Source organism: Bradyrhizobium ivorense (assembly GCF_900696085.1).
GTDB classification, from domain to species: Bacteria; Pseudomonadota; Alphaproteobacteria; order Rhizobiales; family Xanthobacteraceae; genus Bradyrhizobium; species Bradyrhizobium ivorense.
This window is the reverse complement of sequence record NZ_CAADFC020000009.1, coordinates 142182-166386: the sequence shown is the minus strand read 5'-3', so window position 1 is coordinate 166386 and position 24205 is coordinate 142182. Positions and strand designations below refer to the sequence as shown.

Genomic DNA, 24205 nt, shown 5'->3' with positions numbered 1-24205 from the left:
TCACCTCGCCACTCTCCGCCGCCCACCGGCGCGCCCGAGCAACGGACGGAACGTGCTGACGATGGCGGCGGTGAATTCGGGATCGTTGATGTTGCGCTTGACGCGGATGATCTGGCGGTTGCTGGTCTGGCGCACGGTGCGCTCCAGCGCGCCGAACAGCGCCGCGTCCGCCTCGGGGTCCCAGAACGGCTGGCCCGGCGCATCGAGTGCGGAGACGCCGCCCTCGGGCAGGAAGAAGCGTACCACGCCGTCCATCTGGTTCAGCTTCTCGCCGATCCAGCGGCCGATGCGCTCGTTCTCTTCCGGCGTCGTCCGCATCAACGTGACCTGCGGATTGTGGACGTGGAATTTGCGCTGCCGGTAGCGCTCGGGAATCGTGTCGGGCGCGCCGAAATTGACCATATCGAGCGCACCGACCGAGCCGACATAGGGCACGCGGCTGCGGACGATCGCGCCGAAGCGGTCGTCGGTAGCCGGGAACACGCCGCCCATCAGGAGGTCGCAGACCTCGGTTGTGGTGAGGTCGATGACGCCGGCGAGCTGCCCGGACTCGACCAGCTTCTCCATCGAGCGGCCGCCGACGCCGGTGGCGTGGAACACCAGGCATTCGAAATCCTCGCGCAGATCGGCGGCGATCTTCTGCACCGCCGGCGTGGTCACGCCGAACATCGTGATGCCGATGGCGGGAAGGCTGGGACTGGTGTCGTGCTGCCTGTTGGCCTGCACGTCGAGCCGCGCCTTGACCATGCCGACCAGCGCGTTAGCACCGTTGCCGAGCACGGCACGGGAGATCGAGTTGAGACCCTGCACGTCGGTCACCGAATACATCATCGTGATATCGGCGGGGCCGACATAGGGCCCGACGTCGCCGGAGGCGACCGAGGAAATGATGAGCTTTGGCACGCCGACCGGCAGCGCGCGCATGCCGGGCGCGACCAGCGAGGCGCCGCCCGAGCCGCCGGCCGAGATGATGCCGGCGACGTTGCCCTGGCGGCGCAGCCATCGCTCGAACGCCTCAGCCATCGCCGTCACCGAGGCGCCGCGGTCGGTGCCGAACACGCCTGATCCGCCGCGGCCGTGGTTTAGCGCGATCTCCTGCGCGGTGACGTCGCAGCTCGCCGGCTTGCCGCTGGTCGAGACGTCGACCAGGCGGGTGCGCAGGCCGCTGCCGGCGATGATGTCGCGGATATAGCGCAGCTCGGCGCCCTTGGTGTCGAGCGTGCCGACCACCAGCACGACCGGCGGCCCCGACGTCTTCGACAGTGCCGGTTCGCGCCGCGCCCGGGTAGCCTCTTCGAGCCGCGTCACGCCGGCGGACTGCGTCCGCGCCGCGGCCTCGATGCGCGCGATCGGCACCGGCTGCGACCAGCGCGTCGGCAGCACCGGGTTGGAGACGTAGATGCGGACCAGTCCCTTGCGTTCCGGCTGCGGGGCACTTGGCGCATCGGTCTTCGTCGGGGCTGCTGCCTCGGCGTCGGTCTCGTCCATGCCATGCGTGCCGACGCCGAGCAGCCGCTGCTGCAATTCGCGATCGGCGGCGAGGCGGGCCGAGTCGATGATGCGGTTGATGCGGCCATTGACCATGATCGCGACGTTGCGCGACACCGCCGTCGCTACGCCGATGTTCTGCTCGATCACCAACACCGAGATGTCGCCCTCGTCGCCGAGCCGCAGCAGCATCTCCTCGACCTGCGCGACGATCACGGGCGCGAGGCCCTCGGTCGGCTCGTCCATGATCAGGAGCTGCGGATTGGTCAGCAGTGCGCGCGAAATCGCGAGCATCTGCTGCTCGCCGCCGGAGAGCTGGTTGCCGCCGTTGCTCTTGCGTTCGGCCAGTCGCGGAAACGTGTCGTAGATGCGCTCGATGGTCCACGGGCCGCGCCGCAGGCCGCCGGCCAGCGCGAGGTGCTCGTCGACGGTCAGCGAGCGCCACAGCCGCCGGCCCTGCGGCACGTAGCCGACGCCGAGCCGCGCGATCCGCGCCGGGCTTTGTCCTGCGACCTCGTCGCCGCGGATCCGGATCGAGCCTGCGCTGGCGCGGACCAGGCCCATGATCGCCTTGCACAGCGTGGTCTTGCCCATGCCGTTGCGGCCGACCACCGAGAACACGCCGGTATCGAGCGTGAGGTCGACGCCCTGCAACGCGTGCGAATGGCCGTAATAGACGTCGAGGCCCTTGACCTCGAGCGCAGGCGCGGCGCGGCGGTCACTCATGGCCGCCTCCGAGGTAGAGCTCCTGCACCTCGGGATCGGACTCGATCTCGCGCGGCAGGCCTTCCTTGAAGATGCGGCCATTGTGCATCATCGTCACGCTTTCGACGACACGCAGCGCGACGTCCATGTCGTGCTCGATGATGATGTAGCCGATATGCGATGGCAGCGAGGTCAGGATCTCGATCAGCTCGCGGCGCTCGGTCGGCGACAATCCCGCTGCCGGCTCGTCGAACAGGATGAAGCGCGGCGCGCCGGCCAGCGCCAGCGCGATCTCAAGCTGGCGCTGCTGGCCATGGGCGAGTTCGGCGACGCGCTGGTCCTTGACGGCGGACAGATGCACCGCCTGCACCAGCGTATCGGTGGCGTGCATCAGCGCGTCGTTCTGGCCGGGGCGCAGGAACGAGAACCGGCCGCGCGAGACGCCGCGGCAGGCGAGGTAGACGTTGTCCTGTACCGTGAGGCCGGGGAACAACGCGGAGATCTGGTAGGTGCGGCGCAGCCCGCGGCGGATCCGCTCATAGGGCGGGAACTGGGTGATGTCCTCGCCGAAGAAGCGGATGGTGCCGGAGGAGGGCGGGAAGTCGCCGGTGATGCAGTTGAACAGCGTGGTCTTGCCGGCGCCGTTGGAGCCGAGCACCGCGCGCCGCTCGCCCGGCCGCACCGTGATGGTGACGTCGGTGAGTGCCGCCAGCGCGCCGAACAGCCGCGTCACGCCGCGCAGCTCCAGTGCCGCGCCGGCGCCGACCGCGGACAGGCGATGCGCGACGCTATCCATGGCGGCCTCCAGCACGTGATGCGGAGGATGCATTGCGTCGCCGCCAGCGCTCCCACAGGCCGATCACGCCGTCGGACGACCAGAACACGATGGCGAGGAAGCCGAGCCCGATCAGCAGGCGGAAGCGGTTGCCGTCGAGCCCGAACTTGATCAGCACATCGAGCGCGAAGGTGCGCAGCAGCACGAAGATCAGAGCGCCGATGAACGGGCCGATCGGCCGGGTGATGCCGCCGACCACGGCGATGATCAGGACGTCGATGCAGGCACCGACGCTGACCGAGCCGGGCGAGATCTGCCGATAGTTCCAGACCTGCAGCACGCCGCCGAGCCCGGCGATGAAGGCGGCGAAGGCGTAGGCCGCGATGCGGTGCGCATTGGGGTTGAAGCCGAGCGCGGCCATGCGGCGGGAATTGTCGCGCACGCCCTGCAGCGCGAGGCCGAACGGCGCGCGCGAGACGTACTGGACCGCGAAGTAGCAGATCGCGGCGACGCCGAGCGTGATGTAATAGAAGGCGATGTCGGCGCGCCAGTCGACGCCCCAGAAATGCGGCGTCGCCACCGTGTTGATGCCGGTGTGGCCGTTGAAGATCGCCCAGTTCTGGTTGGTGAAATAGTAGAAGGCGGCGCCGATCGCCAGCGTGATCATGATGGTGTAGATGCCCTCGGTGCGCACCGCGAGCGCGCCGCCGAGCGTGCCGAACAATGTCGCCAGCGCCAGCGCCATCGGGGTCGCGAGCCACCACGGCCAGCCCAGGCTGATATTGGTGTTCGCGCTGACGCCGAACACCGCGACCATGTAGCCGGCAAAGCCCGCGATGGTGAGCTGCATCAGGCTGACCATGCCGCCATAGCCGGCCAGGAACATCAGGCTGAGCGCGATCACGCCGAGGATCAGCGTGGTGGCGAAGATCTCGATCAGGAAGAAGCCGCTCGCGATCAGCGGCATGATCACGAGGATCAGCGCGACGATCCACGCGGCCGGATTCTGGAAGTCCGGCCAGGCGCGGATGAAGGCGCGGCGCGCCGTTGTGGCTGACGGGTCGGGGCGGAACTGGGTGCTCTGCAGCAGCGACATCTCATCGCCTCGCGAGCAGGCCCTGCGGCCGCAGCGCCAGCACCAGCACCATGATCAGGAAGGTGACGACGATGGCGTAGGTCGGGATGTAGACCGAGCCGAGCTGCTCGGCGAGGCCGATGATGACGGCGCCGAGCGCCGCCCCCGGGATCGAGCCCATGCCGCCGACGATCACGACGACGAGCGAGGCCAGCAGGAAGCGGGTGTCCTCGCCCGGCGACAGCGACTGGAAGGTGCCGCCGACGACGCCGGCGATGCCGGCCAATCCAGCTCCGAGCGCGAACACCAGCACGAACACGAGCTGAATGCGCACCCCGGTCGCGGCCAGAATGTCGCGGTCGTCGACGCCGGCGCGCACGATCATGCCGATCCGCGTGCGGTTCAGCGCCAGCCACATCGCGATGCCGATCACCACGGAGGCCGCGAAGATCACCAGCCGCACCAGCGGGTATTGCAGATAGACCGGCTCGCCCGAGGATTTGATCGCGGTGAGCAGCGGCAGCTGCACCGGGCCGATCAGCCAGCGCGGGGTCTGGATCTGGTAGAAATCGCCGCCGAACACCCAAAGCATCAGGTCGGCGAACACGATCGAGAGCCCGATGGTCACCATGGTCTGGCGCAAATCCTGGCCCTCCATGCGGCGGAACACCGCGAGCTGCAGGATCACGCCGACCAGCGCCACCACGATGAAGGCGACGATGAAGCTCAGGATCCAGGAGCCGGTCCAGGTGCTGACGGCGTAGCCGATATAGCCGCCGAACAGATAGAGCGAGCCGTGGGCGAGGTTGACGTTGCGCATCAACCCGAAGATCAGCGTGAAGCCGCTCGCCACCAGGAAATACAGCCCGCCGAGCGTGATGCCGTTCAAGACCGCGTTGAGGAACACGCGCTTGCGGCCGATCGCGGCTTCCAGCCCCGGCGGCCAGATCGAAAACACCAGCCACAGCAGCACCGCGACCGCGATGATGGCGATCAGCGCCCAGGCCGGATGGCGTTCGATGAAGGAGGCCATCTCCGTCGCGTTCCCTCAGGTAGCCGCGACCGTCTGCCGGGTCGCGTGCCGGCCATCCTATCGGGGGAGAAGCAGGCGGATTTGATCGAGAGTATCTTTTATCGATTCTCCTGTGGCTTATCCGGAACTCGCCTCACGGCCGCAGCACCTTGGCGGCGCGGCGATAGTCGGTCGGGGCCATGCCGACATTGGCGCAGAAGAAGCGGGTAAAGCCGCTCTGCGAGGAGAAGCCGAGGTCGAAGCCGATGTCGGCGATCGGCGCTTCCGTCGCGACCAGCGCGTCCAGCGCCTGTTCCATGATCAGCGTGTTCATGTAGAGGTGCGGGGTGACGCCGGTCTGGGTGCGGAACAGCCGGTAGAAATGCGGCCGCGACAGCCCGGCCTCGCGCGCGATCGCGTCGAGCTCGATCTCGGCGCCGGGGCTTTCCGACATCAGCTTGATCGACTTGCGAACGCGGAAATCGGTGACCGCGGCCGTGGTGCGCGCCTCCTGCGCCGCCCGCCAGCTCTCCTCGTAGCAGGAATCGATCAGCTGCCTCAGCTCGCTGTCGAGGCTGCGCAGCGACGGCGCGCCGCACACCAAAGCTGCGGTGCGGCGGATGTGCTTGTCGAGCGCCTCGGTGCGGGGAAAGAAGGTGCGGCCGAACCGCATGCTCTGCGCATTCGCCGCATCGGGCGCGAACCACTCGGCGTTGACATAGAGCACGAAGAAGATCGCGCCGTGATCCATGTCGGTCGGCAGAAAATTGTGCGGTTCCCAGGGGTTGACCGCGACCACGGTGTCGTCCTTGAGCAGCAGGCGCTGCTCGGAGACGTCGATCTGCGCCGGCGTGCCGCCGACATGAAAGATCAGATGCCCTTCGCGGTGCGCATGCACGTTGAAGGGACGGTTCAACTGATAGACCGTCGCGCGACCGAAGCGGCCGTGGAAGACGGCAAGCGCCCTGCTCATGCCTCCCCTCCCGCGGGATGTTCTTGTCTTTTCAACAAGCGTTCAACATCCGCCGGAGGAAAGCAAGGGCGAGCAGGCCGCTTGTTGCAACCGCGCTTCTCTGTCACGGCCGGCCTGCTCGCACGTGCACAAAAACTTGCAAAAAATACGTCAGTATTTCTTGCACTCAGGAACCGTGCGGCTCGGCAGCCCGATCTTGGCGAACACCGCCGGATCGTAGCCGAGGGTCTGGTTGACGTTCGGGATCACCTTGACGACCTTGGAGAACAGCGCGCCCTTGCCGTCGTCGACCACCTCGGTGACGAAGTTGGTTCCGATTGCCTGGCGGTTGGAGTCGAGCTTGATCTTGCCGTTCGGCGCGTCGATCTCGATCTTGGCCAGCGCCTCCTTCAGCTTGGCCTGGTTGTTGGAGAGGTCGCCATTGACCTGGCGCAGCGCCTGGATCAGCGCCATCGTCGAACCGTAATAGTTGGTCGCGAGCAGCGACGGGCTCGGGAAGCGTTTGTTCTCCGGGAAGGAGTCCTGGTAGGCCTTGACGAACTTCTGCCAGCCCGGGTCCTCCCAGGTGTCGGCCTGGCCGCTCGCCGCGATGGTGCCGACCAGCGCGTTCTTGGCGCTGCCCTTCGACGACAGGATGGTCTGGTCGATCATGATCGAGCCGCCCATCAGATGCGCCTTGCCGCCGGCCTGCTGGTACTGGTTGAGGAAGTTGACCGCGTCGGCGCCGCCGAGCCCGAGATAGATCGCGTCGACATCGTCGGGCAGCGCGGCGATCACAGAGGCAAAATCCTTGGTGCCGAGCGGCACCCATTGCCGGTTGGTGACCTGGCCGCCGGCGCCGCAGAATTCCAGCACCAGGCCGAACACCTGGGTGTAGATGAAGGAATAGTCCTCGCCCACGGTTGCGATCTTGCGATAGCCCTTGGTGTCATAGGCGTATTTGCCAAGGCCGACCTGCCACTGCGCGCCGTCCATGTTGTAGCGGAAGAAATTCGGCGCCGGATCGACGTAGGTCGTCTCCTGCGCGCCCGAGGCGGCGTTGACGAAGGTCAGATCGGGTTTGGTCTTGGCGAAGTTCTTCACCGCGATGCCTTCGTCGCCGGACAGCGGCGACAGCAGGATCTGCACCTTGTCCTGCTCGATCAGCTTGCGCACCGCGCGCACCGCGGAGTCCGGCGTCGCGTCGGTCGAGGCAATGACGAATTCGAGTTCCTTGTCGCCGACCTTCTTGCCGAGCACGTTGAGCGCGGTCTGGAAGCCGCGGATGCCGTCCTCGCCGAGCACGGTGTAGGTGCCCTCGAGCGTCGCGGTGACGCCGACCTTGATCTTTTCCTGGGCGAACGCCGTTCCCGAAAGCAACAGGCTGCCCAGCGCAATCAGTCCCACACTGCCTTTCAACATCGCTCCCTCCATGGTGTTGTCGCCGGTGCGCCTTGAGTGCGGACGTCCGGTTGTTGCGCGCAAGGCTAGCCGAAGGCGGGCACGGCGCGGATGTCGTCGCCGCGTTGTGGTTTGACGGGCAGTCTCATTTTGATTGTTGCGCCGCAACGAGGTCAGCGGCGCAATGTCGCGGCGGGTGAGGGGACTGGTCATTCCGGCACGGCGCGCCACTATCAGTCCCGTCATCCCCGCGCAAAGGCTTCGCCTTTGTCGCTGGAGGTGCGAGCTCTTGCGAGCCTCGAAGGATCGACGGCCACCAGCGGGGCCGATTCATCCTTCGAGGCTCGCAAGAGCTCGCACCTCAGGATGACGGTATCGATCTGATTCAACTGTCAAACAACTACTCGATGTCATCACCCGCGAAGGCGGGTGATCCAGTATTCCAGAGGCAGTGGTGATGGAGCCGAGAGGCCGCGGCGTACTGGATCGCCCGGTCGAGCCGGGCGATGACAGCTGTGGATGGATACGGTTTCGCATTCTCGCGGCGCGTTTCGCCCGAGCTTTGCATCTCGTTCCGCCCTCTCCTTGAACTGAGGGCGCAGGGAAAGCCGGGTGCCGATCGCACCCATGGGCCCGGTGCAACAAAAAGCACCGGGGTAGGACCACAGGTGAAACCGGATACTCCGGCTTTCCCTGCGCGATGGGTTACGGCTTATACGTGCTCGCCCCGGCGAGACTGGGCTTGGTTGTCACCGTCATCAGCAAGAGAACTACCTCTCACTGAGAGACACCTACCACTAGGTGGTGTGGACTCTAGGGATTCCCTTTTAGGGGCAAATCAGATTCAAGATTGCTTTTGGGGAGGCAGTCTTGGGTGTGATGGATCGGCTGGTGTTGAGCGACGCGGCGTGGGAGCGGATGGCGCCGCTGATCATAGGCCGGCCTGACCAGAAGGGCTCGACCGGCCGCGACAATCGGATGTTCGTGGAGGGTGTGCTTTGGATCGTGCGTACGGGCGCTCCCTGGCGTGATCTTCCGGAGGCGTTCGGAGACTGGAACAGCGTGTTCCGGCGCTTCAGTCGATGGAGCGCCAAAGGCGTCTGGTGCCGCATCTTCGAGGCGATGTCCGATGACCCCGACTTCGAATATTTGATCGTCGATTCCACCATCGTCCGAGCCCATCAGCATGCTGCCGGGGCCAAAAAAGGGGGTCTGAAGATCAGGCGATTGGCCGTTCGCGCGGCGGCCTGAGCACCAAGATACATATGGCCGTTCGCGGCTTGGGATGTCCCGTACGGTTCACGATCACCGCGGGTCAGAAGGGCGATGCACCGCAAGCTGCCGAATTGATCGAAGGGTTGCCTGCCGAGGTGGTCATGGGCGACACGGCCTATGACGCCGATCACTTACGCCAAGCCATCGCAGCCAAAGGGGCGCTCGCCGTCATCCCCAACAACCCGCCACGAGCGCTCAAGCATCCGCTCGACAAGTGTCTCTATACCCAGCGTCACCTCGTCGAATGCTGCTTCTCAAAGCTCAAGCAATTCCGCCGCGTCGCAACCCGCTTCGAAAAGACCGCTCGAAATTATCGGGCGGTCGTCACCCTCGCAGCCATCATTCTCTGGCTGCGGTAAGTGTCCACACCACCTAGAGCGGGCCCTGAGCGCGGTCCCAACGACGACAGCCGCTACGCTACGTTTCGCGCGAAAGGGGCCTCAGCGATTGGCTACCGAGTGGGCCAAATGTCTTGCGTTGGTTCCCCCGGGACGTTGTTGCCGGGAATGCCGCCATGATCCGATTGGACTGCGTGAGAATCACGGCGGTGAGCCACTCGAGACACCATGGCTTGCGTCCTCGGCGGCCTTTGCGAGCCAGTTGACCAGGACCGGGGTGTTGCGGTCTCCAATGAGGTCCGGGCTCCAACGTGCAATGTGGATCTTGGTCGACAGCACATCGGGGGCGGTTGCGAGCGCTGGGACAAGACGTTCGTCGCTGGTTGCATCGGCAACCAGGACGGAGCGCCCCGATGGCGACGCCAACCTTTCCTCGCGGTCCTCTCGCTCGTACTCAGTAACCATATGTATTTGTCCAGTCCACCTCCCGCTGTTGGATCTGAGGACAATTTCACGCTTGGACCGATGGCAGCCGATGCAGGACCAATCCTCGCCGACCCTAGCCCAAGATTTTTGCTGCTGCTGAGCGCGATCGAACTCTGCGAATTCTTCGTCGGAGGGCGCAATTCCCCGAGTTTTCTGCTTGGGCCTCGGCGAGGTTCCCGCGCTGTCATTCGCAGTCGAACGGGCCTCGAGAACAAATCCGATATCGTAGCGATAGCTTCTCGGCGCCGCTCGCAAGAACTGTGAGAAGACGACGTCACGCTTTTTCCCAGGGGCTACCTCACGGCGATGACGGCCCGCAGCGACCCTCTTCGCCATCCGCGACGCGAAATCTAGACGCTCTGCGACGTCGTCCCTGACCGACAGCCAAGTCGCACGGGTCCTATCGAAATCGACTTCGTGGAGACGATTGGGCGCGACCTCGATAAACGAGGCGATCTCCGAAGGCGTGAACGTAGAATCAGGGTCGATCTCACGGACCAATTCTACCTTGGCCTTTCCTTCCGAGAGATTGCAGTCGATGCAGATGAGTGTTTCTTCGAAACGCTCAACGAACACCATAAGTGCTTTCTGGGCTCGGTCGGATTGAATATTCGCCTCACGATCGTCGCCTCGGGGATTGTCGTCGCGGAATACTCGTTTGGCCCGATCGGAAAGATGGTCGTGATGAAACTCCAGACGGCAGAGGAGGACGCCGCCGGGGCTCAGACGAGCGATTTGCGCTTTTCCGCGTCCGCAACACGGACATCTCCACCCCGCCCAGGTGCAGGCCCACGAGCTATTCAAATCGTGTCGCGTCGTTTGAAACTGGAGCAGCAAGTCCTTGGTCTGGGCGCTCCAACGCCCATCGCGATCACGCGCGAATTGGGCTATCATCTCGTCGGATGCTTCGCGAAGGTCCGGGATCGAGATCGTGAAGATGGTATTTTGTTCGTTGCCTGCAAAATCTTCGGTCGTCGTTTCGCTACCATCTGCCATCGAAACTCGCCCAGCTATCAGAACCGCCCTAGTTTGCCTCTCCGCCAATGCCATGGCAGCCATCTGAGTCGCAATGGATCGCTTGAGGGCGCGATTATTATCTCCAAATGCGGTTCCGGAAGACCGCCTCAAGCTACATGATCACCGCGGAAGCTTGTCCCGCCGCAGCCCTGCGCAGAGCAATCCCGTCATGTTCGGCTTGCGTCTGGGGTACTACCGCCTGCCTCGAAGTTGCATAACCAAGGTCTCCCGCTGTGGCCTCGATTCGCAGCGGCGCCAAGTTCTCAACAATTACTTGGCTTCGTCCACGCCCTTCGTCTTGGCCCCGCTCCGTTCAATTATGCGATCCATTTCACGGCGTAGAACCTGGACTTCTACCCGGGTGTCGTCGAGCTGCTCGCGCAAGCGTCGTACCTCATCCGCGGAAATCCTAACGCTGTTGGCGTCGACGGTGTTACGGATGTCCTTCACATCGTCTTGCGCTTTTTTCGCGTCGGTACCGGCCTGCATCGCGGCGGTAGAAACGGTCGTCGCGAGAGTGTAGGCAGCTATCGCATTCGCCTTAACGGATTCGAAAAAGGAGAACAAGCCCACGACTAGACCAGCGACAGCCAGCAACCCGCCTCCTACGAAGATTGTGTTCGATCGCTCAGCTCTCCTCGCCGCGTCCACCGCCTCCTTTGCCTGAGAACGAGCCTCCGCGACTACGTCGGGGATTGAGCTTCTGATCGGCCGGTTCTTGCTCGCGCGGTCAAAGTAGTACTCTGGAGGCTGGAAGTTCTTGGTCGGATCGGTCTTCTCGAACTCCTCGGGAACGAAGTCCTTGACGAAACCACGCTGCGCCTCGTGCGAGGTTTTCGTGAATTCCATCCATATCAGTCCCTCGTCGCCTCGGATGGTGTACTCATCCGACGTTAGGTTGTGAAGCGGGATAAGCAGTTTTCCGTGAAAGCCAGGATCGACGAGCGGGCCCGTACCGAGCAGAAGACCTCTATGCACATGCGTTATGCGCAGGTTGAAACGGACTGCGATGTACTGAGGGAGGCGGAATGTAGTGTCGATCTGAACGAAACTAATGGAATTTGGCGGCAGCGTGATGGTGCCGTCCTTCGCCACAAGCGTGGATATCTTGTTACCGCTTTCATCCCAATAGATGAAGCGTCCGCCTGGCTTGACCTCGTACGAGGCAGACTTGAGGTGGCCTTCGGAGAACGGGTGTATCATCCCGGTCTGGCGGACATAGGCCTTGACGTGCTCGGACGACAAAAGCGCCGGCGGGATATCTGGAAATGGATCGATGTCCACGTCCTTCTTCCGGTATCGAGCCGCGCGAATTTCGGCTACAGGTTCCGTGTCAGCAAACTCGACCTCCGCCATGAAAGTCAGCGTGTCGGTCTGGTCCGGCGCAGGCGGGTTATGGCTAGGAGGCGGCATTGAAGGTCCTCATGCAGGAAGCAACACTATTTCTCGCGATGTCGATCGGCATCGTCGGCGCTACGGTGGTGTCATACGTCGGCGCCACCCTTCTGCGCAACGTGCGGGATGACGTCGAAGCCATGTTGCGGATTTTGCCAACGCGAGCGGCCGAAGAAAAGGCCGAGGCACGTGAAGAAAACAGATCGAGAGCGAGGACCGAGCTTATTCATTTGCTCCTGGTCCGGAGCGCCCCCGGAGCGATACTCGCGCTTTTTGGCTTCTTCCTTCTCTGCTCGCTTTCATCCCGCGTGCTCGACATCGCGTCGGCCGTTCTGCGGGCGTCTCCCTGATCTGAATGGGGGCTCCACGTAGCTGATGGCATTCGCGCCACGATGAGAGGCTCGCCCGCGGAGCTTACGCGCATCGTCCCTGGCCCGGCTATCTCGCCCGATGACGCCGATGAGACAAGCGGCGTCCGGCCGGAAGCTGGTCCCTTCTGCCCCCTCCATCGGTTTCGACTCCGGCCCGGGCTGCATTGTCCGACCTCTGGTGATGATCGCTCAAGTTGCCATCAGCGTCGCGCAAGAGAGTCTTGCCGGGCGGAGCGGTTTCTGGCGAGGTAAGGGCGAGGCCGAGGGTCGAATTGATGACGCGGTCGACCCGATTCCCGCGTATCCAAAGGCAGAGTTAGCAACGTCATGAACTATCGTCACGACTTTCATGCAGGCAATCATTCAGAGGTCTTCAAACATGCCTTGCTCTGCGCGCTGATCGATCACCTTCAGTTGAAGCCGAAGCCGATCTGCGTCGTCGACACCCACGCGGGGTCTGGTCTCTATGACCTGGAATCACCCGAAGCTATGCGAACGGGCGAGGCTGATCGTGGAATCCGACTGGTTTATCCAAAGCGGACGCGAGCCCTGCAACGATATCTCGGCGTCATCGAGCACTTCAATCCAGGCGGGCTAAAGGTTTATCCGGGTTCACCGGCAATCATACGTCATCTGCTTCGGAGCGAAGATCGCTTGGTCGCCTGCGAGTTGGAAGCCAGACCAGCCGCGCGGCTCAAGGAAGCCATGGAAGGCGACGGCCGCGTCGGGGTCCACCAGCGAGAAGGATTCGCTGCGGTGCACGCGTTCGTTCCACCCAAGGAGAGGCGCGGGCTGGTCTTCCTGGATCCCCCGTTCGAGAAACCGGATGAGCTCTCGCTTGCAGCCGCGGCGCTCAATGCGGCCTTCCGTAAATGGCCGACTGGTACTTACGCCCTCTGGTACCCGATCACAGGACGCAGTCAGATCGCCAAGTTCAAGAAACTTCTCAGCGAGGCGGTCCCGACGTTTTGCGTCGAATTCCTCGCATATGCGAAGAGCCGGGAAGGACTGATCGGAAGCGGCTTGGTGATCTGCAATCCACCTTGGCAATTCGAGAAGAACGTTCACGCGATCTGCAAGGCTCTCGTGCCGGTTTTCGAGGAATGCGGATCCGGATACTCCACCGAATGGTGGGTCAGGCCGCGCTAGGCTAGTTCATCCGGCTCTTGACGCCCTCATCCGAACTTATCGCATGAATGGCCGCCATCACGTTGCGCCAGCGTATCGCCGAAGGCACATCCCGTCGATCCACGCAACTTTCCGCGCGCCGATCGAGCTCCGCCAGAGCTTCATCCGCGCCAAAACGCTCGATCAACCTGGCGGCTCTCCGCCACGTCCTCGGGGGCAGTTGATGATAGACGCCTTGGTCGGGCGGAGCATTTTTCTCGATCGTGTCCATCGCGATGGTGGTCCGACCGATTATGGCGGTCAATATTCTCCTGATAACCATCTCCGTAGTATACCGGTCCGACGATTCCGATCAACGGGAGGTTTAGTGGCAGATCTGGCTAAAAAGCGGGCTGACGAGCTTGCCGAAATCACGAAGTATCCGGTCTTGGAAGTGGATCCGATCCAGGGCTCGCCTGGCATCCTTCTGAGTGACCAGATCACTTATTTCGCCCAAAACCACCACATGATCGAGCCGTTCAAGAAAGAGCTGCTCAAGCCCGCCGGCTACGAGCTCACGGTGGGCGAGGAATACTTCATGTCGGGCCGGTACCTGCCGCTGGAGAGCCACATCACGATCCAGCCGTTCGAGGTAGCGGTCATCAAGACCGGAGAGAGGGTGCGGCTACCGCGCTTCATGATCGCGCGGTGGAACATCCGAGTGAAACATGCCTATGCCGGGCTGCTGTGGGTCGGAGGACCACAGGTCGATCCGGGCTACGCCGGGTACCTCTTCTGCCCCATCTACAATCTCTCGGACAAGCCCGTCACATTGTACAAGGGTCAAGAGCTGGCGCTCATGGACTTTTCCCGGACGACGCATTTCGACCCGGGCAAGCCGAAGGACGAACTCGTCCGATATCCTCAGCCGCCCAAACGCGTGATCCTTGAGGAGTTCGAGATCATCGACTTCCAAAGCGCCTTGTTCACGCGCGCCGGTAGAAAGATCGAGGAGTTCGAGGAGTCTGTGAAGACGTTGGAGGGGCGGTTCATTCAATTCACTCAAATATCCTTTGCGGTGTTCGCCATGGCACTAACGCTTTTGGCGATCTACTCGAAAGCCGGAGCGAACGCACTCGACGAGTATGCGACACTGTTGGGCCCTATAACGCTGGGCCTCGCCGTCGCGGCGTTTCTGATGGCTTATTTCGCGCATCTTCAATTTCGCCTGGCCCGGCTGCATCTCGATCGCTATCCGACGGTCCTCGCACAGACGGCGCGCGAGGTTCGACGCTTCTTGAGGAACTATTGGTATGGCAGTCTAGCCTTCTGCCTCGGCATCGCTCTGCTTGCGGCAGTCGCCGTGCAGTGGATAGTGCCGCCCTCCTTCAAGACCCTGGACGAGCGTGTCGCCAAGGTGACCGGAGTGGGAAAAGATGTATCAGATGCGATTTCGATCGCCAAATCGCTGGAGCAGCGGGTCACGGCTTTGGAGAAGGAGAACGACGTCTTGAAGAAGCAACTCGGGACCGTTCCTGCGGGCAGACCGTAGTCCGGTCGAATTGCTAGAGACGCACCCATGCAAAATCGATACGTCGGAGACGTTGGAGACTTCGCGAAATTCGCCTTGCTTCGCGCGATCGCTGAACACACCAGGCTCCGAATGGCCGTGATCTGGTATCTGTTCTCGGACGAGGATCATAATTCAGATGGTCGCCATGTCAGTTATCTCAAGGATCCAAGTCTCGCCAGGCTGGATCCCGACCTGCACGCTGCGCTTGAGAAGATCGTGAGTAACAACCGAAGGAACGTTCGGGCAATCGCCAGATCGCGAATTTTGCCCCCGGACACGTCCTTCTTCGACAAGATCATTTCTGACCGGAAGAGCGAGATTAGACTTCCTCGTGCGGCAAGGGCCCGACAGCGCGCAAGTTGGCTCAGGAAGGCGTTGGCCAGTGCGAAGGATCACCAGCTCGTCTTTCTCGATCCGGACAACGGACTAGAGACGGCATCGGTCCAACGGCACTCTCCAAAGAGCGGAAAATATGTTTTCTGGAACGAAGTTGCCGATTTCTGGGATGCCGGACATTCGCTGATCATCTATCACCATCTCAACCGGACGGCGACGGTCGCGCGTCAAGCCGACATACTGAAGGCGAAATTCCGCGAGCGATTTCCCGATGCTCCGCTCCTTCGACATTTCTTGGCGCGTCGCGGATCGTGTCGACATTTTTGGATTGTGGCTCAGAACGAGCACGCGCACGTCCTGGCCGCTTCGATCGAACGGATTTCTCAGACGGCTTTGAGGGACTGCCTCGAGGTGGGTTGAGTTCGGCCATCCTTTTCGAGAACGGATCTCGGTTCCAACGAATCGGGTCCGAATCCGACCATCGTCACCGCTGCTCCAATCCGCGATTCCACGCGCGCAACAAAATCGCGCGCAAGGCCGCTTCGCTTGCCTTTGGCGAGGGCAGGATCGACATAGTCGAGATGGTTCAGAACGATCGAGGTGGGCTGATTTGCGGCGACGGCCCTTCGTACGACGTCGACCTCGAAACGGCCGATACGTCGGACTTTTTTCGTCGCGGTGGTAAGCTCTCTATAGTCCTCGGCAAGGCCCGCTTCGATCGCGAGTTCCTTCCAACTCATCTCAGCCTCGAGCTGGCCGGAATTACCTGCTACCCGGATCGGGTGAGCGCGCAAGACGAGCACGATCTCGTCGACGTCTAATGGGCTCAGACCAGCCTCCGAGACGAACGCGGCGGCTATTGTGTCCCGGCTGGTCGCATGCGGGTAGAAGCCTCCATGGAGCACGGAAAGCCCGAATCCCTGCGATCCTTCGATGACGATGCGTTGCCCCTTGGCCAGAAGGTCGCGCATCAGCTGAGCGGTATCATCGAGATAGGGCCCCAACTTCGGTTCATCCTCCGCCAGACGAACCGTTGAGGCCCGGCCGATCCGGCGTACCAGCGCGGCACCCGTTCCCGATCCGGTCGAACCGATCCGATCGACGAGCCCGCTCGATCTTTCCGCCTCACGATCCTCCGCGGAGATCAAGCTCGCAAATGGGCTGACCTTGACGCGGTCCGGCCCCAACCCGAGTTCGGCGACTTCCCTCTCGAATATTTCGGCGTCGATGAGGGCCCCAGGCGGGAGTACCGCGATCGTATCCTTTGCGAAGACGGACGCTGGCAACTGACGGAAGGAACGTGGCTTGCCGCACTCGTCGACGATCGTATGCCCTGAATTGGTTCCGCCGACGCGGATGACGCAGCGAGCCCCCTTCCCGCGGGCAATCGCGAGCGCGACCTTGCCTTTTCCTTCCGAACCGTACTGGCCACCAACGATTACTGAGACAGGCATTTGCCGCTCTTCGAGACCTCCGAGATGACCTGATCTAGCGACTGTTTCAACTCGGACAAGCTTCCCTCGTTCGTCAAATGGATCTGAGCCAACTTCGCGAGCGGCCCGATACCGGCCTCGACCGGCTGATCGTCGGCCGACTCGAAAGAAACGGATGCATCTTCCGCATATCTGTCGCGGCGGACCTCATCCGATGCGGAAATATGGAGATGGATGAAACGGGCTCCGAAGGTCTCCACGAAATACGCCCGGTCCTCGGGGAAACGAAGCCCATCAATCACGATCAGGTTATGGCCTCCCACGCGTTGAAGGACACGCTCGCATAGCCACCTCTGGCCCTTCTCGCTATGGATCCGCTCGCCGAACTGCTGACGTGTCGCGCGATCGGGAGTCTGTCCCGCTTCCCTGATCTCGTCGTCTATGACCAGGCTAAATCGCGTGTACGCGAAGCCCTGTTCTTCCAGCATCCTGGCGGCGGTAGTCTTTCCGGAGCAGATGCGTCCGCTGATCCCCACAACGAGAGGAGCATCGATACTGTCGGTCAGCTTCGGCACGATTAAGGCGCCTTCGGTCGGGCCGCAGAGTGCTTCGTACTTGCCGGCGAGGAAGAAGGAGCCGACCAACGCGGCAGTAATTGCGTCGAGCTCATCATGCGTGACGTCTTCCGAAACATATCGTCCTTCGATACCGAAATCGGAGAGGCCGCGCTTCAGATATTCGATCCCAGCTCCCTTGCGCGGGATCGCCATGATATCCTGAGCCGCGCCAGGATAGCTTTCGATGACCGCGACTCCTTCGCTTCGGATCCTGGCCGCCAGCAACATGCCGCGCCTTGTCAGTCCCTGCATGCTCGGCAGCAGCGCCGGATACACGTTGACGCCGCGCCGCTTCAACTCGCGTTCGCACTTGCGCATGATGCCGTACTGCTGTCGACCTGGATCATCGTCGGTCACCACGGTGCGTCCGAACGGAAGCGAGAGTGGGGAGTCGATGGAGACTAGATCCGGCTTGAGATCGATTATCCGACCGACCATTTCCTCATCGGTATGCACCGTAAGCGTCTCGGCGACCGCACCGTTTAGAAAACACCATCCGGAGCCGCGCTTCTCCGAACCGGTCAAATCGATGCCGACGATCCGGGCCTGCTCGGCCGGAGTAGCAGAGAAGATCGACGCGAAGCTGCGGAACACGACACTGGGTTGGAGCGCACGGTCCGAGATGATCGGGGCCGGTTGACCGAAGATGCGCCGGGCGATCTCCTCGAACGCCTGAGGCTGAAGCCAGAAATCACGCTGCAGATTGAGGCGAGCCATCACGATGTCCAAGATGGCTGCCATACCAAGGACGTCGCTTCGATTGTACAGGACGAGCTTCTGCAACGCCGGCAGGCTTCCGCGCAGGTAATCGTGCCACAGAAGCACGGCCGCAGCGCCATCGACGTCATCGAGATCGTTTCGGAAGTCGATCTTGAGCTCCCTCTCGATGCTCTTCTGCCCACCGGCGAGTCCGACCCGGCGTGAAAGGTAACGCAGATCGACATGGATCCCCGGCAGCACCAGATCGCCGAACGTCTTCTGAAGGAATCGAAGATCGAACAGAGTGCCGTTAAAGGTCACCAGAACGGTAGCCGAGGCGAGATCCTTGAGCAGGGGGGCTGGGTCCTCGCCCTTCACCAGGACCTTGTAGGTGCCGTCGATGGCCCAGCCGATGATCGTGATCTCGTCGTAGAACCAACTAAGGCCCGTGGTCTCGACGTCCAGAAATAGGACTCGAGCGTCCCGCGAGAGGATAGGCGACAGATTGACGTCGGGCGCGGCACTCTTGCGGACGGGTAGGACCGCTCGCGTCCGCGAGGTCGGCGGATTGACCCCCTCCGAATCGAATAGTGAAAACAAGATGTCGCTCCGCCCTCGCGCGCGCCGCAGCGCGACTTCGTCAAGTTATCCCCAAACGTTCTGCGCCGATAGTCGCTTTCCTGATCCCACTCCCGGAACTCCTAAGGGCTCCACAGAAGTTTGAGATTGCTTCGGAAATGCCTCCGATACGATCCTCTCATATGTCGTCGCGTTGCGCTTCCTAACCGGGATTTGCGCGCGCCGCGAGCCCTGATCGGCGCAATCCGCAGGAAATATAGACGAAGGCGCGCCGGCGAGAACAACGCACTGATATTACTTGCATTTTTCAAATCCGCAACTTTTCAGAAACCCAGCCTACTGAATAACGATCGCTCTTCAGGCAAGAACAAGCGATCTCCCCATCCGATGGTTCTTGCTCTCGGCTTTCTGGAGCCGTCGGGGGCGATAATCGATAGCTCTCCTTCGTCCCGAAGGAGCACGAGCTGCTTCTGGAGGATTTCCGAAGTTACGGGCGTATCATTGCAGTTCCCGGCGAATAGCTCCTCCACAAGGAGGCCGCGCCCCGCCCTGCTGGCTGAATGAATCATGGGTGGCAGCTGTTCCAGGACTGCAGCTTCCGAACGCCTTCTAGCGTCATCGTCGAACATGAACGTGAGCATGCCCTGGCGCAAATCCTTCGACGGATCGAAACCGAGAGCATGGAAACCGGCCCCGCCATGATGTTGGAAATGGTTGTTCAGCCGCCAGTGCAGCTTTCCCATTTCATCCCTCGCCTGCCGGTGGTTGGACAGGTGCAATAGCCAATATGATCGGTGAGCCTCGACCGAGCGAATAAAGAAGGGCGTGTAGAAACGGGCTCCAGCCCGATCGCGGATGTGGCGATAGAGGCCATTTTGAATTAGATAGCGCCAACCATCGGCATCGCGCATGCCTGTCAACTCGCGGACATCTTCCCGCTCGAGTTCGACGTTGAGGAGCGCCTGCGTCTCGCCTGTCTTTTCCGAAAGGAAATCGATCAGGGCATCGACCGCGAACGTCAGTAAGATTTCCGGCTTTTCGATCGAGCTCATGACCTCGCGCATTGTCCCCAAAGCGACATCGCTCCAACCGTATTGGTCCAGAAAAAACAACGAGCGCTGCGCCGTGCCCTTCTTGCGGATGTGAGCCACGATATCGGGAAGCGCCTCCTGAAAGAGGGCCTTGCGAACAAAGATATCCCGCCCAAGCCTCGATCCGTATCCGCGCTTTTGAAGCACGTCGTTGAGAAACTCGATATGGTGACGCTTCTCGTCGATGAAAAAGAAGTCGACCCTCAGATTGAACCCTTTCGAGCGGGCGGAGCCGAGCGCCTCGTCCACGGCTTCGACGGCTTTCAAAAGCCGGAGGGGAGATCCGTCTACTTCTTTCGATCCCGATCGGTAGAGCCCACCGCCGCAAAAGCCGTCGACGATGGTCAGGTTGAGCATCGTCTGAGCCGGGCTTCGCGTGACGCGATCGATGTAGATCTTTACGTAGTGTTCGAAGATTTCGTGCTTGGCGAGGCTATGCTCTCCCAGAATGGGGGGACGCCGACCAATCTTCCAGGCGTACTGTCCACTCATATCGCCGACGTTCTTCCCGGGGATTTTCGGAAGATCAACCTAGTCGATTCGCGTCTAGCGTGCCGAGCCCCGACTCAGGACATCCCGACTTTCCACAGACGCCCTGCGGCACAACCACAGTTCATCCGCCGCCTGCCCGAAACCGATCCGTTCGAACCCCTACCGCCGGGCGGCAATTGCATGCAGGAAGTCAAGATAAGGGCGCCGCAAGGGGCATCTGATCCCAAACTTGGTCGCGGTAGATACGCCCGTTGGCTTTCTTAGAACGGCGCTTGTTGTCCTTCCCCCAAGTCCCCCACTGCTTGAAAAAGAACGCTGTATTATGCACAGCGCAACGGTCGAAGATTTCGTCGATCCACTCCTCTCGGATCGGGCGTGCTGACTTACCGCTTTCTCCCCCGACGATAGCCCAATCGATACCCCTGAGGTTCACCGGGCCGACGGAGCCGATCAGAGGTTCAAACGATATGAACCGGATCGCTGCAGGAGCGGATCGCAGGTGATCTATGCGGTGAACCACGCCAGCGTTTTCAACGCTGGTCCCCAGCCAAACGTTCGGCAACACCTTCCGGATTTTCGATCCGACGAACTTTCCCATGCGCTCGGGGCGCTTGCTGAGGATCTGATAGTGGTGGTGCGGCGTGCGAGCCATCACGTCCCAGACCTTCAGGATGAAAGCCTCTGAAACGCGATCGTGGAAGAGATCCGACATCGAATTGACGAATATCTTCCGCGGCTTCCGCCAGCGCAGGGGAATCTCGAGTGCCGTCGCATCTTCACGGACGACACCGTTCCAAACGGTTCTTTTGCCGCTTCGACGAGTCAGCCCCTTGTATTTAGGGACGCTCATCGCCTGCAGGCGCTTCGCCATCTCCATGGCATAGCAGTTGGTGCAGCCGGCGCTGACTATCGAACACCCTGCCACGGGATTCCAGGTGGCATCGGTCCATTCGATCTGTGTCTCGGCCATGACCGTCTCCGCATATCACCGCAAGCGCGCGGCGTGCCGAACCCAGTGATAGCAACGCGATGGTTAACGCCCGGTTGGAGGCACTTCAGAAAGGGCGCGGCAATAACCCACTGCAGAACATATCAAGAACATTTGCATGCGGTCAAGCCGCTGGTGGACCGTCAATGCGATCTGTTCAACGCCACTCAGAAGCACCCCAAAGGCGAAGGCGCCCGGCCTGTCGTTCCGATTACCTCCGCGGCCTCGACAAGATGTCGGCCGCCACGCTCCGTAGGATCTAAGCCGTAGCGAGGATGTGGCCGGGCGACACTCCAAGCACATCAGGCGCTACATAATGCTGTTCTCGAATCGGCTATCTAGGCTGGGTCGCCAAATGCTGCTGAAACGCCCAATACCGGATTAGTAGGCGTTTCCTTAGCGACAGCCACGCCGATCGCATTGAAGTTACCCGCGGGTGAATACTCGAATCGACCTTCAGGCGCAGGGGATACCCAAGCCGGCGCAGCGCAGCGTTCAGCGTGCCGTCCGAAATCGGACGATGCCATGAGCGGATTTGCGGAAACAGGTAGCGCGACGTGCCAGTGACTTCGCGAAGGTCATTGATGATCGCGATCGCCTGCCGAGATAGCGGCACCTTGTGCGGCCGCGGCATCTTCATTTTTTCCTTCGGAATGTTCCAGACAGCGCCCTGGAGATCGAATTCTTTCCACTCCGCGTGCCGCAGCTCGCCCGGCCGAACGAACGTAAGGGCTATCAACTGCAACGCCGCGCGCGTTGTCATCTGACCGTCTATGTCGTCGATCGCGCGGAGAAGCGCGCCAACGGCCTTCGGCTCGGTGATGGCAGCCCGGTGATTGACTTTTGGAGCAATAAGGGCCCCCGCCAGATCGGCCGATGGGTCGCGCTCAGCGCGATTGGTGCTGATCGCATACTTGAAAACACGACCACTTATGCTGCGGGCGCGCCGCGCCGTATCATATCGCCCTCGCCTCTCGATCTTTCGAAGCACATCCAGCAATTCCGACGCCTTGATCTCGGCGATCGGTCGATCGCCCAAATCGGCGTTGATGAAGCCGAGAAGCCATTTTTTCTTTTCAATTGTCTTCGGGTCGTCGCCCTCGGCTTCGAATTTCTCGATCAGTTCGTCGGCGACGATCCGGAAGGTGTTGGCGCGCGCGATGCGCGCGGCACGGCGATCCAACTTGCGCTGCTCGGACGGATCAATGCCCTTGGCCAAAAGTGCCTTGTTCGCGTCTCGACCAGCGCGAGCGTCGGCAAGACCTACCGCCGGATAGGCGCCCAGCGCGATCAGTTTCTGCTTCCCGTCGAACCGATACGCCTGCCGCCAAAGCCGCGATCCGTTCTTTTCAACGAGCAAATGCAGCCCGCCTCCATCACTGATTTTGTAGGGCTTTTCGGCGGGTTTGGCGGAACGGCAGGCGGCGTCCGAAAGTGGCATCGATTCGATCCCCACGGTCCAATCTACCAACACGTGACCGACGGAATACCAACAGAGATACCAACAAAATCGGCGGCTGCTGGCGGAAGGTCGCGATTGTCAGCGAACAAGAAAGCGCTTATATTCAAGCACTTCTAGCACATTAGCGAACAAAGGGGGAAGCTGGGGACCATGCCAATGGTGCCACAGGGGCGGGATCGAAGCTCACCCAAAACTCAGAATCGAACACGGAGCGTCAGCGCCGTCGTGACGCATGCAAGCGTTGCGAGGAATGCTTTCGCGCGAGAAGGGGACTGCGCCTTGAGTGAAAGTGAAATGAAAGTCATGGTGAACGGCACGAACATCTTCGGAATGCCGTTGTTGGGTTTCCCGAAGATCGCATTGCCCGGAGTGGTCGGCGATCTAGCTGTGGAGAGCTTTGCTCGCGCGCGCACAGCCTCTGAACAGATGGCCGAGGCGTTGAGCGAAACGTACTCGCGCAACGCGGGCGTGGCGACCGATTACGGGCTCAAGGTGCTCGAAATCTCTCACGCCAATACCGCCTTCGCGTTCGATTTGTTCGCCCATCTGCTTGGCAGCGGGTCGGCGTCCGAGGTCTTGACCTTGTCCACCGAGCAAGCCCGCAAGGCCTTCGACCAGAACAAGGAATTGTGGGAGCTCGGCCAGAGGCTTGCGACAGACATGCGCGGGCAAGTCAAGAAGCACTTCGACAGGGCTCTCCATCACGCCGCCTGAGGAAGGACGGCAGGCCGGCTGGTACAGGAGGCTTACGGCTCCACGCCGGCTCTAAACCTTGATATAGTTGAACATGAGGTCGGTTGATCGCTACAATTGTTTTCGCGTCTTCCTTGACCCCACTTGGCTGACGCACCTTCCAAGTTGACGGCCCTGGCCCGCCCCGCCGGGGCCGTTTTCTTTGAGTCCGTCCGGGTGCGACAGCGGCAAAAAAGCCGCGCGACGCGCCCGCGATGTTCAGCTCCATTCCGCGTATCGCCCAGCGCGACACCGAATTAGGTGGCGTGGTGATCCCGAAGAATTTCGCCAGCGCGAACCGGACGACGTGGCCGAAGTGGTGCGTGGCGACGGTCCCGCAGGCGCTGCACGCCGCCGTGAGGCTCGCGGCGAACAACGCGCGCAACTTCCCGCCAATCTGCCCCCTCAGCATCGGCGTCAAGTAGCCGCACCCGATGGCGCAATGTCATCGACAGTCAGATCGAATAGCGGTTCCCGCACTGAAAAGTCTCCCATGCAGCTTTAGCGCCAACGATGTCGATCGTTGTGGTTGCAAGAGTATCCATCAAGTGCGTTCAATCGAACGGAACAGCATGGCGCTTTGTACGAAACGTGCCGATTTGAAGCCGGGAGAGCCCACTCGGGTAAGAAGCGAGATAGTTCGTTCGTCGCGTACCGTGCTAGTGAGTGCGAAGCCCTCAATGTTGCCATTGTATCAGCGCGCATAGGGCACACTTCAATTCGTGCAGGATCAATCGGGTCGAGATCGCGTAGGCATGGTGGAAAGGCTGGGAACGCACTATTTTTCAAAATGTCCCCGTTGCGGG

At 61.5% G+C, this 24205-nt stretch carries 21 protein-coding genes; 7 read left to right on the top strand and 14 right to left on the bottom strand.

The window, feature by feature from the left end; all coding sequences use genetic code 11:
* The 6 genes from CI41S_RS13215 to CI41S_RS13190 form a co-directional block, all read right to left on the bottom strand.
* Positions 1-2214: an ABC transporter permease gene (locus CI41S_RS13215; protein WP_139859481.1), complete on the bottom strand. Its 2214-nt coding sequence runs from the start codon at positions 2212-2214 to the stop codon at positions 1-3.
* Positions 2207-2989: an ABC transporter ATP-binding protein gene (locus tag CI41S_RS13210; protein WP_139859479.1), complete on the bottom strand. Its 783-nt coding sequence runs from the start codon at positions 2987-2989 to the stop codon at positions 2207-2209. Before CI41S_RS13210 ends, CI41S_RS13215 begins: the two co-directional genes overlap by 8 nt.
* A complete protein-coding gene (locus CI41S_RS13205; RefSeq protein ID WP_139859476.1) occupies positions 2982-4064 on the bottom strand; it encodes a branched-chain amino acid ABC transporter permease in 1083 nt (360 codons plus the stop codon). The genes CI41S_RS13210 and CI41S_RS13205 overlap by 8 nt, the downstream gene beginning before the upstream one ends.
* Position 4065: 1 nt before the next feature.
* Positions 4066-5076 (bottom strand): branched-chain amino acid ABC transporter permease, encoded by a 1011-nt coding sequence (locus CI41S_RS13200; RefSeq protein WP_139859474.1) that lies wholly within the window; start codon positions 5074-5076, stop codon positions 4066-4068.
* Positions 5077-5209: 133 nt separating this feature from the next.
* Positions 5210-6028, bottom strand: coding sequence for a helix-turn-helix domain-containing protein (locus tag CI41S_RS13195; RefSeq protein ID WP_139859472.1), 819 nt, complete (start codon positions 6026-6028; stop codon positions 5210-5212).
* Between the two features lie 150 nt (positions 6029-6178).
* The gene (locus tag CI41S_RS13190; protein WP_139486252.1) at positions 6179-7429 is read right to left on the bottom strand and encodes an ABC transporter substrate-binding protein; all 1251 of its coding nucleotides are present in this window, start codon (positions 7427-7429) and stop codon (positions 6179-6181) included.
* A gap of 849 nt (positions 7430-8278) precedes the next feature.
* Between CI41S_RS13190 and CI41S_RS45300 the strand changes: the two genes are divergently transcribed.
* Positions 8279-9042, top strand: a protein-coding gene (locus CI41S_RS45300) for an IS5 family transposase (protein WP_139859470.1) whose coding sequence is annotated in 2 segments (ribosomal slippage) — positions 8279-8614 and positions 8617-9042 — 762 coding nt in all. Because the reading frame shifts where the segments join, the coding sequence is not laid out codon by codon here.
* 180 nt (positions 9043-9222) lie between these two features.
* On the opposite strand, the gene CI41S_RS13180 is transcribed toward CI41S_RS45300, so the two are convergent.
* Positions 9223-10503 (bottom strand): hypothetical protein, encoded by a 1281-nt coding sequence (locus tag CI41S_RS13180; RefSeq protein WP_139859468.1) that lies wholly within the window; start codon positions 10501-10503, stop codon positions 9223-9225.
* Positions 10504-10794: 291 nt separating this feature from the next.
* Positions 10795-11937, bottom strand: coding sequence for a dCTP deaminase domain-containing protein (locus CI41S_RS13175; protein WP_139481093.1), 1143 nt, complete (start codon positions 11935-11937; stop codon positions 10795-10797).
* On the opposite strand from CI41S_RS13175, the gene CI41S_RS13170 reads away from it, so the two are divergent.
* Positions 11937-12269 (top strand): hypothetical protein, encoded by a 333-nt coding sequence (locus CI41S_RS13170; protein WP_139481094.1) that lies wholly within the window; start codon positions 11937-11939, stop codon positions 12267-12269. The genes CI41S_RS13175 and CI41S_RS13170 overlap by 1 nt on opposite strands.
* Before the next feature lie 348 nt (positions 12270-12617).
* Positions 12618-13439 (top strand): 23S rRNA (adenine(2030)-N(6))-methyltransferase RlmJ, encoded by an 822-nt coding sequence (locus CI41S_RS13165; RefSeq protein ID WP_139481095.1) that lies wholly within the window; start codon positions 12618-12620, stop codon positions 13437-13439.
* A 1-nt stretch (position 13440) separates the two neighbouring features.
* On the opposite strand, the gene CI41S_RS13160 is transcribed toward CI41S_RS13165, so the two are convergent.
* Positions 13441-13689: a hypothetical protein gene (locus tag CI41S_RS13160; protein WP_139859466.1), complete on the bottom strand. Its 249-nt coding sequence runs from the start codon at positions 13687-13689 to the stop codon at positions 13441-13443.
* Between the two features lie 96 nt (positions 13690-13785).
* On the opposite strand from CI41S_RS13160, the gene CI41S_RS13155 reads away from it, so the two are divergent.
* Positions 13786-14949, top strand: a complete 1164-nt coding sequence (locus CI41S_RS13155; protein WP_139859464.1) for a dCTP deaminase domain-containing protein — start codon at positions 13786-13788, stop codon at positions 14947-14949.
* Between the two features lie 27 nt (positions 14950-14976).
* The gene (locus tag CI41S_RS13150; protein WP_139481098.1) at positions 14977-15726 is read left to right on the top strand and encodes a hypothetical protein; all 750 of its coding nucleotides are present in this window, start codon (positions 14977-14979) and stop codon (positions 15724-15726) included.
* On the opposite strand, the gene CI41S_RS13145 is transcribed toward CI41S_RS13150, so the two are convergent.
* From CI41S_RS13145 to CI41S_RS13125, 5 genes are all read right to left on the bottom strand, one after another.
* A complete protein-coding gene (locus CI41S_RS13145) occupies positions 15690-16760 on the bottom strand; it encodes an adenylosuccinate synthetase (protein WP_139481099.1) in 1071 nt (356 codons plus the stop codon). The genes CI41S_RS13150 and CI41S_RS13145 overlap by 37 nt on opposite strands.
* Positions 16745-18655 (bottom strand): ribonuclease H-like domain-containing protein, encoded by a 1911-nt coding sequence (locus tag CI41S_RS13140; protein ID WP_139859462.1) that lies wholly within the window; start codon positions 18653-18655, stop codon positions 16745-16747. The genes CI41S_RS13145 and CI41S_RS13140 overlap by 16 nt, the downstream gene beginning before the upstream one ends.
* Before the next feature lie 302 nt (positions 18656-18957).
* Positions 18958-20217: a three-Cys-motif partner protein TcmP gene (locus CI41S_RS13135; protein ID WP_139481101.1), complete on the bottom strand. Its 1260-nt coding sequence runs from the start codon at positions 20215-20217 to the stop codon at positions 18958-18960.
* Positions 20218-20407: 190 nt separating this feature from the next.
* Entirely contained in the window at positions 20408-21187 is a 780-nt protein-coding gene (locus CI41S_RS13130; protein WP_139481102.1) for a DUF5131 family protein, read from the bottom strand.
* Positions 21188-21539: 352 nt separating this feature from the next.
* On the bottom strand, positions 21540-22646 hold the full coding sequence (locus CI41S_RS13125) for a tyrosine-type recombinase/integrase (protein ID WP_139481103.1): 1107 nt from the start codon (positions 22644-22646) through the stop codon (positions 21540-21542).
* Between the two features lie 315 nt (positions 22647-22961).
* Between CI41S_RS13125 and CI41S_RS13120 the strand changes: the two genes are divergently transcribed.
* Positions 22962-23381 (top strand): phasin family protein, encoded by a 420-nt coding sequence (locus CI41S_RS13120; RefSeq protein ID WP_244622130.1) that lies wholly within the window; start codon positions 22962-22964, stop codon positions 23379-23381.
* 233 nt (positions 23382-23614) lie between these two features.
* On the top strand, positions 23615-23824 hold the full coding sequence (locus CI41S_RS44300; RefSeq protein ID WP_244622131.1) for a hypothetical protein: 210 nt from the start codon (positions 23615-23617) through the stop codon (positions 23822-23824).
* The last annotated feature ends 381 nt before the right edge of the window (positions 23825-24205 follow it).

What these genes read in the sequence shown, in the direction of transcription:
- CI41S_RS13215 (WP_139859481.1), bottom strand. Translation starts at nt 2,214, where the DNA reads ATGAGTGACCGCCGCGCCGCGCCTGCGCTCGAGGTCAAGGGCCTCGAC.
- CI41S_RS13210 (WP_139859479.1), bottom strand. Translation starts at nt 2,989, where the DNA reads ATGGATAGCGTCGCGCATCGCCTGTCCGCGGTCGGCGCCGGCGCGGCA.
- CI41S_RS13205 (WP_139859476.1), bottom strand. Translation starts at nt 4,064, where the DNA reads ATGTCGCTGCTGCAGAGCACCCAGTTCCGCCCCGACCCGTCAGCCACA.
- CI41S_RS13200 (WP_139859474.1), bottom strand. Translation starts at nt 5,076, where the DNA reads ATGGCCTCCTTCATCGAACGCCATCCGGCCTGGGCGCTGATCGCCATC.
- CI41S_RS13195 (WP_139859472.1), bottom strand. Translation starts at nt 6,028, where the DNA reads ATGAGCAGGGCGCTTGCCGTCTTCCACGGCCGCTTCGGTCGCGCGACG.
- CI41S_RS13190 (WP_139486252.1), bottom strand. Translation starts at nt 7,429, where the DNA reads ATGTTGAAAGGCAGTGTGGGACTGATTGCGCTGGGCAGCCTGTTGCTT.
- CI41S_RS13180 (WP_139859468.1), bottom strand. Translation starts at nt 10,503, where the DNA reads ATGGCAGATGGTAGCGAAACGACGACCGAAGATTTTGCAGGCAACGAA.
- CI41S_RS13175 (WP_139481093.1), bottom strand. Translation starts at nt 11,937, where the DNA reads ATGCCGCCTCCTAGCCATAACCCGCCTGCGCCGGACCAGACCGACACG.
- CI41S_RS13165 (WP_139481095.1), top strand. Translation starts at nt 12,618, where the DNA reads ATGAACTATCGTCACGACTTTCATGCAGGCAATCATTCAGAGGTCTTC.
- CI41S_RS13160 (WP_139859466.1), bottom strand. Translation starts at nt 13,689, where the DNA reads ATGGACACGATCGAGAAAAATGCTCCGCCCGACCAAGGCGTCTATCAT.
- CI41S_RS13150 (WP_139481098.1), top strand. Translation starts at nt 14,977, where the DNA reads ATGCAAAATCGATACGTCGGAGACGTTGGAGACTTCGCGAAATTCGCC.
- CI41S_RS13145 (WP_139481099.1), bottom strand. Translation starts at nt 16,760, where the DNA reads ATGCCTGTCTCAGTAATCGTTGGTGGCCAGTACGGTTCGGAAGGAAAA.
- CI41S_RS13135 (WP_139481101.1), bottom strand. Translation starts at nt 20,217, where the DNA reads ATGAGTGGACAGTACGCCTGGAAGATTGGTCGGCGTCCCCCCATTCTG.
- CI41S_RS13130 (WP_139481102.1), bottom strand. Translation starts at nt 21,187, where the DNA reads ATGGCCGAGACACAGATCGAATGGACCGATGCCACCTGGAATCCCGTG.
- CI41S_RS13125 (WP_139481103.1), bottom strand. Translation starts at nt 22,646, where the DNA reads ATGCCACTTTCGGACGCCGCCTGCCGTTCCGCCAAACCCGCCGAAAAG.
- CI41S_RS13120 (WP_244622130.1), top strand. Translation starts at nt 22,962, where the DNA reads ATGAAAGTCATGGTGAACGGCACGAACATCTTCGGAATGCCGTTGTTG.
- CI41S_RS44300 (WP_244622131.1), top strand. Translation starts at nt 23,615, where the DNA reads ATGTTCAGCTCCATTCCGCGTATCGCCCAGCGCGACACCGAATTAGGT.